9 protein-coding genes are annotated in these 13,378 nt (G+C 46.6%); 3 read left to right on the plus strand and 6 right to left on the minus strand.

The features are described 5' to 3' along the window. Window positions 1–168: 168 nt before the first annotated feature. The 3 genes from AB4482_RS15530 to argC all read right to left on the minus strand — a co-directional run bounded on the left by AB4482_RS15530 (window position 169) and on the right by argC (window position 3,299). A complete protein-coding gene (locus AB4482_RS15530) occupies window positions 169–1,380 on the minus strand; it encodes an argininosuccinate synthase (protein WP_017061137.1) in 1,212 nt (403 codons plus the stop codon). Between the two features lie 113 nt (window positions 1,381–1,493). Continuing rightward, entirely contained in the window at window positions 1,494–2,282 is a 789-nt protein-coding gene (argB, locus tag AB4482_RS15535; RefSeq protein WP_017063686.1) for an acetylglutamate kinase, read from the minus strand. A gap of 12 nt (window positions 2,283–2,294) precedes the next feature. Further along, the gene (gene argC / locus AB4482_RS15540) at window positions 2,295–3,299 is read right to left on the minus strand and encodes an N-acetyl-gamma-glutamyl-phosphate reductase (RefSeq protein WP_137001066.1); all 1,005 of its coding nucleotides are present in this window, start codon (window positions 3,297–3,299) and stop codon (window positions 2,295–2,297) included. A gap of 153 nt (window positions 3,300–3,452) precedes the next feature. Between argC and argE the strand changes: the two genes are divergently transcribed. From argE to AB4482_RS15555, 3 genes are all read left to right on the plus strand, one after another. Beyond that, on the plus strand, window positions 3,453–4,589 hold the full coding sequence (gene argE / locus AB4482_RS15545) for an acetylornithine deacetylase (RefSeq protein ID WP_009848891.1): 1,137 nt from the start codon (window positions 3,453–3,455) through the stop codon (window positions 4,587–4,589). Between the two features lie 252 nt (window positions 4,590–4,841). Continuing rightward, on the plus strand, window positions 4,842–7,478 hold the full coding sequence (gene ppc / locus AB4482_RS15550) for a phosphoenolpyruvate carboxylase (RefSeq protein WP_017071318.1): 2,637 nt from the start codon (window positions 4,842–4,844) through the stop codon (window positions 7,476–7,478). Window positions 7,479–7,826: 348 nt separating this feature from the next. Further along, window positions 7,827–8,366, plus strand: a complete 540-nt coding sequence (locus tag AB4482_RS15555; RefSeq protein ID WP_017061141.1) for a PadR family transcriptional regulator — start codon at window positions 7,827–7,829, stop codon at window positions 8,364–8,366. A gap of 124 nt (window positions 8,367–8,490) precedes the next feature. Here the strand turns inward: AB4482_RS15555 and metF are convergent, their stop codons facing one another. From metF to AB4482_RS15570, 3 genes are all read right to left on the minus strand, one after another. After that, window positions 8,491–9,390, minus strand: a complete 900-nt coding sequence (gene metF, locus AB4482_RS15560; RefSeq protein ID WP_004729683.1) for a methylenetetrahydrofolate reductase — start codon at window positions 9,388–9,390, stop codon at window positions 8,491–8,493. A 297-nt stretch (window positions 9,391–9,687) separates the two neighbouring features. Beyond that, window positions 9,688–12,099 (minus strand): bifunctional aspartate kinase/homoserine dehydrogenase II, encoded by a 2,412-nt coding sequence (locus AB4482_RS15565; RefSeq protein WP_017063682.1) that lies wholly within the window; start codon window positions 12,097–12,099, stop codon window positions 9,688–9,690. A 2-nt stretch (window positions 12,100–12,101) separates the two neighbouring features. Continuing rightward, window positions 12,102–13,283: an O-succinylhomoserine (thiol)-lyase gene (locus tag AB4482_RS15570; RefSeq protein WP_372128626.1), complete on the minus strand. Its 1,182-nt coding sequence runs from the start codon at window positions 13,281–13,283 to the stop codon at window positions 12,102–12,104. Between the last annotated feature and the right edge of the window lie 95 nt (window positions 13,284–13,378).

The following is a 13,378-nucleotide window of genomic DNA, read 5'->3' on the forward strand; positions in this document are numbered from 1 at the left end:
GCGCGAATTATATGCCATCCGATAGGAAAAACCGAAGCTGATTTATTAGGCAAATAGAAAGTAAAAAGCCCACTCACTAATCAATAGTGAATGGGCTTTGCATAATAATGTCTGTTTACTAACCTTCAATCTTTCATCAAAGGCTAGCTCACTAACTCATTGTTAGGATTACTTTTGGCTATTCAAAGCACGGATACGGCTTGATAGCGAGTAAAGGCGGATGAAGCCTTCAGCATGGCTTTGGTCGTAAACTTCATCTTCACCAAAGGTTGCAAACTCTTCTGAGTACAGGCTGTTGTCAGAACGCTTCTGAGTCACCGTTGCATGGCCTTTGTAAAGCTTGATAACCACTTCACCATTCACGTCTTGTGCTAGCTCTTCTGTCGCGGCAAGGATTGACTTACATAGTGGAGTGAACCAACGACCATCGTATACAAGGTGAGAAGCCTTAACACCGAGCTCTTCACGGAATTCGAATGCCGCTTTATCAAGAACCAGTTGCTCTACTGCACGCAGTGCTTCCATCATGATTGTGCCACCCGGAGTTTCGTAACAACCACGAGACTTCATGCCAACAAGACGGTTCTCTACGATATCGATACGACCAACACCGTGCTTAGCACCTTTCTCGTTTAGGTAAACCAGTGCGTTGTATGGCGTCATTGTTTCGCCATCAACCGCAACCACTTCGCCTTTTTCAACTTTAAGCGTCACTGTTTCAGATTCGTTTGGCGCTTGCTCAGGGTCTACAGTCCAAGCCCAGCAATCTTCGTTAGGTGCATTCCATGTGTTTTCTAGAACGCCGCCTTCTGTTGAGATGTGCCATGCGTTTGCATCACGCGAGTAAATCTTAGTAAGAGAAGCCGTACAAGGGATGTTACGCTCAGCCAGGTAATCTAGACACTCTTCACGACTCACTAGATCCCATTCACGCCATGGTGCAATTACGTGTAGATCAGGTGCTAGTGCAGCAAATGCGCCTTCAAAACGAACTTGGTCATTACCTTTACCAGTACAGCCGTGACACAGTGCGTCTGCACCTACTTTACGTGCGACTTCAACCTGTGCTTTCGCGATGATTGGACGCGCCATCGACGTACCTAGTAGGTATTTACCTTCGTAGTAAGCGCCCGTTTTCAGCGTTGGGTAGATGTAGTCAGCAACCATCTCTTCTTTAAGGTCTGCGATGTAACACTCAGATGCACCAGAAGCTTTTGCTTTCTCTTCGATACCAATCAACTCTTCGTCGCCTTGACCAACATCCGCAACAAACGCAACCACTTCACAGTCATAGTTCTCTTTCAACCATGGAATGATTACTGATGTGTCTAGACCGCCAGAGTAGGCTACTACAACTTTCTTTACGTTAACTTTGCTCATTTTCTTTCTCCTAGTTTCCATACTGCACATGGCGGTCAGCGTTGGAAATGACTTCATAATTATATGTTTATTTAATTTGTCTAAATTCTTTAAGTAGTGACTCGTTGTGAGACCTACTGAGGTAAAAACTGTGTTCCTATGCTTTTACCTGAAAACAGTTGTGTTAGCTTTTCTGGGTATCGCCAAGTGGCAACTTCGATTGGTCGTCCAAGGTCGTTAGCGGCTTCTAGTGCAGCTTGAACCTTAACGATCATGCCGTCGGTAATCACTTTGCCGGCAATAAGGTCATCGGCTTGCTGTTGATTAAGACTTGGAATGAGGTGGCCTTTGCCATCCAACACACCACTTACATCAGAAAGCAGTACCAGTTCAGCATCAAGTGCGCCCGCAACGGCAACCGCAGCTTGGTCGGCATTGACGTTCATCAGTTGACCTTGCTCAGTAAGACCAATTGAGCTAATGATTGGCAGTGCGCCCGCATTAAGAATCGCTTGCAGAACGGTTGAGTCGCCCGGCTCCGCTTTTCCTACCGCGCCCAGTTCAGGGTTCAGTTCGCTCACTTTGCATAAACCACCGTCTGCTAGGCTTAAACCAACGGCATTGATACCGTCTTTAATTGCCTGACCTTGAAGTAGTTTGTTGGCCGTGCCCGCTAGTGCACCAGCGATCACAGGGATCTGATCATAAGGAGTAACACGTAGCCCTTCTTTCTTAACGGTTTCTAGATTCAACTTATTCATCAAATCATCAACAAGGTAACCGCCACCGTGAACAATCACGATTGGTCGTTGTGCCTGTTGTTGGTAAGCAGAGATAGCACCAAATAACTTGCTAAGTGTTTCACCACAAGATAGCGCAGCGCCACCTAACTTTATGATTAATGGTTGATTATTAAGGCTCATATCTAGATTTCCTTACACTAACGCAGTTAATGGCGCAAAACCATAACGTAAATTTAAACACTGCATCGCTTGGCTAGATGCACCCTTTAATAAGTTATCAATCGCTGAAACAACGATGATGTGTTGACCTTGAACCTTCCAACCTAAGTCGCAGAAAGGTGTCTGTTCTACATCTTGAATTCTTGGCAGTGTCTCTTCGAGTAGTCTCACTGCTGGTTTACCTTGGTAAGCTTGTTCAAAGGCATCTTGTATCTGTTGTTCTGTCACGCCTTCAGCCAGTTTCATGGTGATGGTCGCTAAAATACCGCGCTTAAAGTTGCCGAGTTGTGGAGTGAAAATCACATCACATCCTAAATGTGCAGCCATTTCAGGTTGATGACGGTGATTGAAGACGCCATAAGCTTGCAGGCTTACTTCGCAGAAGCTGTTAACCATCGTCGCCTTGCGGCCTGCACCAGTCACACCGCTAGTCGCGTTAATCACTGGCCATTGGTTTTCATCCAGTAACTTGGCCTCAACCAAAGGTTTAATCGCCAGTTGTGATGCCGTTGGGTAACAACCCGCGACAGCGACAAGCTGAGCTTCTTTAATTTCTTGTTCGTTCCATTCCGCTAAACCGTAAGCCGCTTTGTCTAGCCATTGTTCGTGTTGATGTTCAAAACCGTAAAACTCTTGATAGAAGTTTTCGCCTTTAACTCTGAATGCTCCCGATAGGTCGAAGACTTGGCAATCGTTCTCTAGAAAGATTGGCGCTAGGTCGTGACTAACCTCGTGTGCCGTTGCTAAGAAAATCACATCAGATTGTTTAGCTACTTCTTCCGGATTTGTTAAAGGTTGTACTGGCATATCAATCAAACCAGCTAACTTACCGTGCAGTGCCGCAATAGGTTTACCTGCGTCTACACTATTGGCTGAGACATATAAACCTGATAGCGTGAGCTCAGGGTGTCTGTTTATCATTAGAGCCAGTTCTGCTCCTGTGTAGCCGCTTGCGCCAATGATCGTGGTTTTCAACATCTCAACACATCCATTTTTGAGGTAAGTTACATTTCAAATTTGACTATTCATACTTAATTTTTAGCTTTATTTGATTTCTTATGCATTAAATATGATTTAATATGTGTTTTACCGACTTATGGTTTTCCTGTCAATAGTAGAAGTGAAGTTATTATGCAATTACCGAGTTTTCTTGAGGTCTACAAAGGCCTAATTTCCACAGACTCTATTAGCTCGACCGATCCAAGCTGGGATCATGGCAACGAGAAAGTGATCGAAAAAATGGCTCAATGGTTTAAAGACGTAGGCTTTAGCGTTGAAGTCGTGGAAGTCGAACCCGGCAAGCATAATATGGTCGCTAAGATGGGATCGGGCGAAGGTGGCTTGCTACTCGCAGGACACAGCGACACAGTGCCATTTGATGAAGGACGTTGGAACTTCGACCCTCACGCACTAACAGAACACAACAATCGCTTCTATGGATTAGGCACAGCCGATATGAAAGGCTTTTTCGCTTTCGTTTATGAAGCGGCAAAGAAGATGGATTGGAGCAAACAGACCAAGCCGCTATATGTATTGGCAACCTGTGACGAAGAGACCACCATGCTGGGTGCGCGTCATTTCACTGAAAATGCACCGTTTAAACCGGATTACTGCATTATTGGTGAGCCAACCAGCCTTGTGCCGATTCGTGGCCATAAAGGCCATGTTGCTAACGCTGTGCGAGTAACGGGTAAATCAGGTCACTCTTCTGATCCTGCATTAGGTGTCAACGCCATCGAGATCATGCATGAAGTGTTGTTCGCTTTAATGCAACTGCGTGACAAGCTAGTCAAAGAGTATCACCACCCGGGTTTCGCAATTCCAAGCCCCACTCTAAACCTTGGCCATATTCACGGTGGCGACAGCGCGAACCGTATCTGTGGTTGCTGTGAGCTGCACTACGATGTACGTCCTTTACCGGGTATCAGCTTAGATGGTTTGGATAACATGCTGCGCAGCGCACTCAAAGAAGTAGAAGCAAAATGGCCGGGCAGAATTGAGATTACGCCACTGCACGAACCTATCCCAGGTTACGAGTGCCAACATGACCATCCATTTATCGGTGGCATGGAATCAGTTTGCGAAACTGAATCACAAACCGTGAACTACTGTACAGAAGCACCTTTCCTTCAAGAACTTTGCCCAACCTTAGTGCTGGGTCCAGGCTCAATCGACCAAGCTCACCAACCAGATGAGTTCCTAAGCTTCGATTTTATCGATCCAACGATTGATGTTCTGAGTAAGTCGATCCGCAAATATTGTTTCTAGTTATTACTTTTCTTCCAATATTTTCGTATAAAAGCTACCCGAAAAGGTGGCTTTTATTCTGTTATCCCAGACACAGCCTGATCTTGTAATTAAATTTCACTTTAATTCCGAACTATTGGGAAATTTACTTCTCTCGCATTTCGAAAACTAATAATTGCAAACTTAGAATGCTTTATTTGACTAGATACAGCACTTTTCGCTAGATTGTGTACTTAACAAGGAACAATGGATGTAATTTTTTTACGAGGCAGGATGACAATGAACGAGAAATACGCCGCTCTCAAGAGTAACGTAAGCATGCTGGGACGCTTGCTAGGTAACACAATCCAAGATGCACATGGTGACGTTATCTTAGAGAAAGTGGAGACTATCCGTAAACTTTCCAAATCCGCCCGCGCAGGCAACAAAGCTGACCGTGACAGCCTAGTTGAAGAAATCAAAAACCTGCCGAACGAACAACTCACTCCTGTTGCTCGTGCATTTAACCAATTTCTCAACCTCACCAACATGGCAGAGCAGTACCACACCATCTCTCGCCACTGTGAGGAGCATGTTTGTGAACCAGACGTGCTGCAATCTCTATTTTCCAAATTAAACCAGAATGACATCAGCAAGCTAGACGCGGCTCAAGCCGTTCGCGACCTGAACATTGAACTCGTTCTGACTGCACACCCAACAGAAATCACTCGTCGCACCATGATCAACAAGCTAGTTAAGATCAACGAGTGTCTGTCTAAATTAGAATTAAGCGACCTATCACACAAAGAGCGCGTGAAAACCGAACGCCGCCTAGAGCAACTGATCGCTCAAGGTTGGCACTCAGATGTGATTCGTCAGCAACGCCCTACGCCACTTGATGAAGCGAAATGGGGCTTTGCGGTTGTTGAAAACTCACTTTGGGAAGCGGTACCAGATTTCCTACGTGAAATGGACGGCCGACTAAAAGGCTACCTTGGTGAAGGTCTACCAATTGATGCGCGCCCGGTACACTTCTCATCTTGGATGGGCGGTGATCGCGATGGTAACCCATTCGTAACGCACACCATCACCAAAGAAGTACTGCGCCTATCTCGCTGGAAAGCCGCTGACCTTTACCTAGGTGACGTAAACGAGCTGATTACCGAACTATCGATGACTAAGTGTAATGATGCCGTTCGTGAACTAGCGGGTGATGAGCATGAAGCTTACCGAGCAATCCTAAAGAGCCTACGTACTCTGCTGAACAACACGTTAGAAGTGCTCGATGCAAAACTGCATGATGCTGAAGTACCGAAGAAAGAAACACTACAGAACATCGACCAACTTTGGACACCGCTTTACGCATGTTACCAATCGCTGCACGAATGTGGCATGGGCGTAATCGCAGACGGTTCTCTGCTTGATACTCTGCGCCGCCTAAAAGCGTTCGGTGTACACCTAGTTCGTCTCGATGTTCGTCAAGAAAGTACTCGTCACTCAGATGTACTGTCTGAACTGACTCGCTACCTAGGCATTGGCGACTACGACCAATGGAACGAGCAAGACAAGATTGCTTTCTTAACCAATGAATTAAGCTCTAAGCGTCCGCTTCTTCCTCGCGATTGGGAGCCATCTGAACAGGTTAAAGAGGTTTTAGACACCTGCAAGGTTATTGCTGCTCAACCTCGTGAAGCCTTCGGTGCTTACGTAATTTCTATGGCTCGTACTGCATCAGATGTACTGGCTGTTCACTTACTACTGCAAGAATGTGGCTGCCCATACCGCATGGACGTATGTCCGCTGTTCGAAACGCTAGACGACTTGAACAACTCAGAAGCAGTAATGAAACAGCTAATGAGCATCGACTTGTACCGTGGCTTTATCCAGAACCACCAAATGGTGATGATCGGATACTCTGACTCAGCGAAAGATGCGGGCGTAATGTCTGCAGGTTGGGCTCAATATGATGCAATGGACAAACTGGTTAAGGTTTGTGATGAAGAAGGCATTGAACTGACTCTATTCCACGGTCGTGGCGGTACGGTTGGTCGTGGTGGTGCTCCGGCGCACGCTGCTCTTCTTTCTCAGCCACCTAAGAGCTTGAAAGGCGGTTTACGTGTAACAGAGCAAGGCGAAATGATCCGCTTTAAACTTGGCTTACCAGACGTTGCTGTAAACAGCTTCAACCTTTACGCAAGCGCGATTCTAGAGGCGAACCTTCTGCCGCCACCTGAGCCAAAACAAGAGTGGCGCGACCTAATGGAAGTGCTATCTCAAGTATCTTGTGAGGCTTACCGCAACGTGGTTCGTGGCGAAGAGAAATTCGTACCTTACTTCCGTCAAGCGACACCTGAACTGGAGCTAGGTAAACTGCCTCTTGGTTCTCGCCCTGCGAAGCGTAACCCGAATGGCGGCGTAGAAAGCCTACGTGCAATTCCATGGATCTTCTCTTGGAGCCAAAACCGTTTGGTACTGCCTGCATGGTTAGGCGCTGGTGAAGCGATTCAGTACTCTGTAGATCAAGGCCATCAAGCCCTGCTCGAAGAGATGTGTCGCGAGTGGCCGTTCTTCTCTACCCGTCTCGGTATGTTGGAAATGGTATACTCGAAGTGCAACATGGAAATCGCTAAGTACTACGACCAACGCCTTGTTGACGAAGAGCTATTACCACTAGGTGAGTTACTGCGTGAACAGCTGCAAAAAGACATCAAAGCCGTGCTAAATGTTGAGAACAACGAGAACCTAATGCAGAGCGACCCTTGGGGACTTGAGTCAATCCGCCTACGTAACATCTACGTTGAGCCACTAAACATGCTTCAAGCTGAACTGCTTTACCGTACTCGTAAGTGTGAAACACCACCAGCAGAGCTTGAAGAAGCGCTAATGGTGACGATTGCAGGCATTGCAGCAGGCATGCGAAACACTGGTTAATTAGTGATTCCTACCATTCAACAGACAAAAGGTCGCCTAGTGCGACCTTTTTATTTCACAAAATAAGCAATACTGAGTTTTTTGTCAGTTTTTTGGGTTATTTTGTCCATGTATTCTACTTTATGCTTATTATTTAGATATACTACTGCTCCGCTGCGGAAACACTCCAAAAAATAATCTGCAGCATCTTGACCAATAAACTGGTCAACCTAGGTGATAAACGGCTTTGTAAGGTGACATAACCAACCGATGAGTTGGTGCTACTTAGACATAACCAATATAACGTGCCATTAGAAGCACACTTGTTGTTTAAGTATTTGTTTACTGTTTACCATTTGGATTTCAGACATGTCATTACCACACGTAATTCTAACCGTTTTAAGTACACGCGATGCTACTGGTTACGATATCACAAAAGAATTCTCCGCAAGCATTGGTTACTTCTGGAAAGCTAGCCATCAACAAGTTTACCGCGAGCTAAATAAAATGGCTCAGAACGACCAGGTAACTTGCGTGCTTGAGCCTCAAGAAGGCAAACCTGATCGTAAAGTTTACTCTATCACTGATGCTGGCCGTGGCGCGCTAGGTGAATGGTTTGAACAACCAACTGCACACCCAACCGTTCGTGACGAGTTCTCAGCTAAGCTAATGGCTTGTGCTGTACAACCTTCTGACGCTTACCGTGTACAACTTGCTGAGCTAGTAGAAGAGTCTCGCAAACTGGTTTCTCACTACCGTGAAATCGAAGCAGCTTACTACGCAACGCCATCGACACTAGACAAGCAAGCACGCCTTGAGCGTCTAACACTTCGTCGTAACCTACTTATCCGTGAAGCATGGATTGTATGGGCTGAAGAAGTACTGCTTGAACTTGGCGCTCTAGCTTAAGTTAAGCTAGAAAAGCAAAAGGCTTGAACTCTATGAGTCCAAGCCTTTTTTGTATCTATAGGATTTGAAATGTTACTGCCAGAGGCTTTTTACAAGTGCTTAGGCTTTACTTCTTAGACTTTTCTTACAGCGCAGCGACTTGCGGACGAACACCTAGCGTATGGCAAAGTGCATAAGTCATTTCTGCACGGTTTAGCGTGTAGAAGTGGAAATCTTTCACACCTTCACGGCTCAGTGTACGAACCATATCAATTGCTTGGCTAGCACCAACAAGCTGACGAGTCGTTGGATCATCATCCAAACCTTCAAACTGCTTCGCCATCCAGCCCGGTACTTTTACGTTGTTCATCGCAGCAAAGCGAGATGCTTGCTTGAAGTTAGAAACCGGCAGAATGCCCGGTACAATCTCAACATCAACGCCAGCCGCTACACAGCGGTCACGAAAGCGTAGGTAGCTCTCTACATCAAAGAAGAACTGAGTGATGGCACGGTTGGCACCCGCATCCACTTTACGCTTTAGGTTAATAAGATCAGATTGAGCGCTTTTTGCTTCAGGGTGAACCTCAGGGAATGCCGCTACTGAGATATCAAAATCGTGGCGAGATTTAAGTAGCTCGACTAGGTCAGATGCGTACATCTCTGGCGCGCCGCCGCCTGCTGGAATATCACCACGTAGCGCAACAATACTCTCGATACCATTTGCCCAGTAATCGTCGGCAATTTGAATCAGCTCTTCACGGCTTGCATCAATACACGTTAGGTGCGGTGCAGCCACTAGGCCGGTTTGGTTTTTAATTTCTTTAATGATTGAGTGGGTACGGTCACGTTCACCCGAGTTTGCACCGTAAGTTACCGATACAAATTTTGGTTGAAGTGTTTTAAGGCGGTGAACAGAGTTCCACAGGGTCTCTTCCATCTTCTCACTGCTCGGTGGAAAAAACTCAAATGACACATTGATGTTGTCAGAAAGCTCAGCGATATTCTGATTTAAAGCGTCGATATGACTAGCGTGTGTGTATCCCATCTTACTCTCCCTGTGGCAAAAGCAACCACTAAAAACTCAAATCCTTAAACGACGTTTAGACGTCTATATGTCTGTAGAATGTATTGAATACGATTTAATGTCAACAGATCCATTATGAATTTTTCTCAAGTAGATCGTGAGTAAAACTCAAGTCGTTAGATGGGTCGCAAAGCAGAAATAATGTAGAAAAAAGGCTGAAAAACACATCGTGCTTTCAGCCTTATTTATCTTAGTGAATAGTATGCCATTTACGTACTAAAACAATTGATCTGAGTTTCAAACCAACCGATCTGAGTATCAGAACAGGCTAGACATTCTGTTTAAATCAGATTGAATTGCACCTGCCGTTACTTCACGACCGGCACCTGGGCCACGAATAACCAATGGATTATCTTTGTACCATTTGCTCTCAATCGCAAAGATGTTGTCGCAAGGCAACAAGTTCGCCAGAGCATGTTCTTTAGACAGTGCTTCAACGCCTACGGTTGCCTTACCGTTCTTCTCCAAACGCGCTACGTAACGCAGAACTTTCTGTTGAGAGTGCGCTTTCTCTAAACGCTCAGCCAGCTCTTCGCTCAGTACAGAAGCTTTGTCGAAGAAGTCATCCACAGATAGATCTTGCAGCTCTGCAGGTACGAGCGATTCCACTTTTACGTTTTCAGGTTCGATATCCAAACCAGATTCACGCGCCAGAATCACCAGCTTACGCATCACGTCTGAGCCATCTAGGTCAGCACGAGGGTCAGGTTCCGTAAGGCCTTGTTGCCATGCTAAGTCAACCAACTCGCTGAACGGCACGGTGCCATCAAACTGTTGGAACAACCAAGATAAAGTGCCCGAGAAAATGCCAGACAACGCAATGATGTCATCGCCACTTTCACGTAGGTCACGTACCGTGTGGTTAATCGGCAATCCAGCACCCACTGTCGCGTTGTACAACCAATGACGGCTGATCTTAGCGAAAGCATCTTGTACTTGATGGTAATACTCGCTCGATGCAGAACCTGCCACCTTGTTCGCCGAGATTAGGTGAATACCTTGTTGTGCGATTTGCAGATACTTTGCTGCAAGCACTGGGCTCGCAGTCACATCCAGAACCACTGCTTCGTCATAACCTTGAATAGAGCCCAAACGCTCTAACCAGTCGTTACCATTGTTAGCAATAGCTTCGTCGTCAAAGCGCTTACCTACCGAAGTCGCATCAATGCCTTGATCGTCGAACCAATAGGTTTGGCTATCAACCACGGCAACCAATTCAAAGTTCATTCCACGGCGCTTTTCAAGTTCCGCTTTTTGCTCAGCAAACAGGCTTAACCAGCTTGAACCAATATTGCCCTTACCACACAAGGCAATCGCAACACGCTTCTGCGCTTGGAACAGTTGAGAGTGAATGCCTTTCACTAGACTTGATGTTTCACTCTTACGAATCACAGCCACCAAGCTTAAGCCTGAGTTCGCTTCTGAGATGAACTCAACCGGCGAGCTCTTAAGCTGCTGGTAGAAACCGTAGCAATGGTTAGGGTTCTTAGTCACACCCGCACCCACTGCAGCAATCAGAGAGAAACCTTCTTTTAGCTTAATCTCAGCTTCAATCGCATGGTCTTGGAGATATTCTAATGCACCACCAGCGATCTCTTCTGTGTAGGCAAGACGCAAACAGTGTTGATCCGGTTCAAGCTCATAAGCAAGCGGCTCAAGTTGAGCACGCTTAAGCCCTTCAAGCACTTCACTCTCTAGACGGTCGAAATCATGGCCGTGACCAAAGGTCAGTTGCACGATAAGCACTTCATCCAAAGAGGTAATGATTTTTGCGCCACGACCCGATGCCAGTACACGCTCGATCTGTGTAGAGCCCGCCTCCGGCTGATAGCTGCAGCGTAAGCTGAGATCCATAGCACTTTGAGCCACAGGCTGTAGCGTTCGGCTGTGAAGCACTGGAGCGGCAAGACGAGCCAATTCGCTGGCTTCATCAAGGCGAAGTAGAGGCAATAGACACGCATCTGAAACCAGACGAGGGTCAGCGCTGTAAACGCCTGCCACATCACTCCAAATCGTCACGCGTTCAACTTCAGCCAAAGCACCAATCACGGTTGCTGAGTAATCCGAACCGTTACGGCCAAGCAATACCGTTTCACCCTCGCAGTTCTGAGCCATAAAGCCCGTAATCACCACGCGGCAATGTGCATGCTGCGCCAAGGCTTCTTTGATCAGAGGGTAAGAACGTGCGCGGTCGACTTCAGGCTGAGCGCCCACTTCTGCACGTAAAAAAGCACGCGCATCTTGAGCAACGGCTTGTAAATCATGCTGGCACAACAAAGCCGCGAGTAGACGTGAAGACCAAACCTCACCGTGTCCAAGCACTTTTGCTTTTTGTGCTTCGCTCAAGGGAGCCGTTAGCTCACCCAAAGCGGTAAATTCTTGTTGAATGGTTGAAGTAAGTTGTGCGGCTGATTCACCCTCAAGCAGTGCTTCAATCAGATCGAGTTGGAACTGACGAAGTGCTTGTAGGCATTCATGGGCAATACGACCATCTTTGTCGAGCGCTTCAACAAATTCAATCAAACGGTTGGTTGTTTTGCCTGCTGCCGATACCACCACCAAATCAGATGCTGATGAGTATTCTCTAAGAATGTTGACCACGCGTTGGTAACATTCAGGATTCGCTAAACTGCTGCCACCAAATTTATGTAGCTGGCGAAAGGTTGCCATTATTAACCCTCCCCTTCAGCGATAAAGCGCTGTGTTCTTTCAAACGCTTGCTTGAGGTCATCGATTAGGTCTTCTACATCTTCAAGGCCAACAGATAGACGCAGTAGTTGCTGAGAAACACCCGCTTCTGCTAAGGCTTCTTCACCCATCGCGCGGTGAGTCATCGACGCAGGGTGACAAATCAGGCTTTCAACACCGCCCAATGATTCTGCCAAAGAAAACAGCTCTAACTTATCAACAAAGTATTTAAGCGCCTCGAATGAGCCCGCAAACTCAAAACTGAGCATGGAACCAAAGCCCGATTGCTGTTTCTTCGCGATATCATGACCCGGATGTTCAGGAAGGCTTGGGTGGTAAATAGTGCCAACAAGATCTTGTTGCTGCAGAGACGCTAGAATTTCACGTGAGCTTTCTTCGTGAACTCGCATACGCGCACCTAGCGTACGAATACCACGTAAAGTCATGTAGCTATCAAATGGTGTGCCGGTCGCACCAATACAGTTGCCCCACCATGCTAACTCTTCAGCGTGTTCTTCTGTCTTAGTGACCACAACGCCACCAATAACATCTGAGTGTCCATTGATGTACTTAGTGGTTGAGTGGATAACAAAATCAGCACCCAGCTCTAAAGGCTTTTGGAACACAGGTGTCAAAAACGTGTTGTCGACAGCAACCAGAGCACCAACCTCTTTCGCTTTACGGCAAGTTTCTGCAATATCAACCACGCGAACCAGTGGATTCGATGGGGTTTCAATTAAGATCAACTTTGGCTTAAGCGCGAGCGCCGCATCCAGCGCTGCTTGATCCGATTGATCAACGAACAGAACTTTGAAGTCACCTTTTAGCGAGCGAGTGTTAAACAGACGGTAAGTACCGCCGTAGCAATCGTGCGGTGCAATAATAAGATCATCGCCGCCTAAGAAAGCCGAAACCCATAAGTTAAGCGCCGAAGTACCACAGTTAGTCACAACCGCGCCTTTGCCTGATTCAAGCTCAAACAGTGCCGTCTCTAATAAACCGCGGTTTGGGTTACCAGAACGGGTGTAATCGTACTTTGGCACTTCACCAAAAGCGGGAAACCCATAGTTAGTCGAAAGATAAATGGGTGGGACAACGGCATGGTGTTGCGTGTCTGACTCGATACCAGTACGTACTGCGATTGTTGCTGGCTTCCGGCTGCTCATAGGTGCTTCCTTACAAGTTTTGCGTCTGAGAATCACAGCGGCTTGTCGGCATTTTGCGGCTGTGTTAGATATATGTTATTCACTTTACTTTCATA

The organism is Vibrio sp. 10N.222.55.C7, from assembly GCF_041473335.1.
Taxonomy (GTDB): domain Bacteria; phylum Pseudomonadota; class Gammaproteobacteria; order Enterobacterales; family Vibrionaceae; genus Vibrio; species Vibrio crassostreae_C.

Coding starts and splice junctions, on each gene's coding strand:
- argE (WP_009848891.1), top strand. CDS start 3,453: ATGCAATTACCGAGTTTTCTTGAGGTCTACAAAGGCCTAATTTCCACA.
- argB (WP_017063686.1), bottom strand. CDS start 2,282: ATGAGCCTTAATAATCAACCATTAATCATAAAGTTAGGTGGCGCTGCG.
- AB4482_RS15555 (WP_017061141.1), top strand. CDS start 7,827: ATGTCATTACCACACGTAATTCTAACCGTTTTAAGTACACGCGATGCT.
- argC (WP_137001066.1), bottom strand. CDS start 3,299: ATGTTGAAAACCACGATCATTGGCGCAAGCGGCTACACAGGAGCAGAA.
- AB4482_RS15565 (WP_017063682.1), bottom strand. CDS start 12,099: ATGGCAACCTTTCGCCAGCTACATAAATTTGGTGGCAGCAGTTTAGCG.
- AB4482_RS15530 (WP_017061137.1), bottom strand. CDS start 1,380: ATGAGCAAAGTTAACGTAAAGAAAGTTGTAGTAGCCTACTCTGGCGGT.
- ppc (WP_017071318.1), top strand. CDS start 4,842: ATGACAATGAACGAGAAATACGCCGCTCTCAAGAGTAACGTAAGCATG.
- metF (WP_004729683.1), bottom strand. CDS start 9,390: ATGGGATACACACACGCTAGTCATATCGACGCTTTAAATCAGAATATC.
- AB4482_RS15570 (WP_372128626.1), bottom strand. CDS start 13,283: ATGAGCAGCCGGAAGCCAGCAACAATCGCAGTACGTACTGGTATCGAG.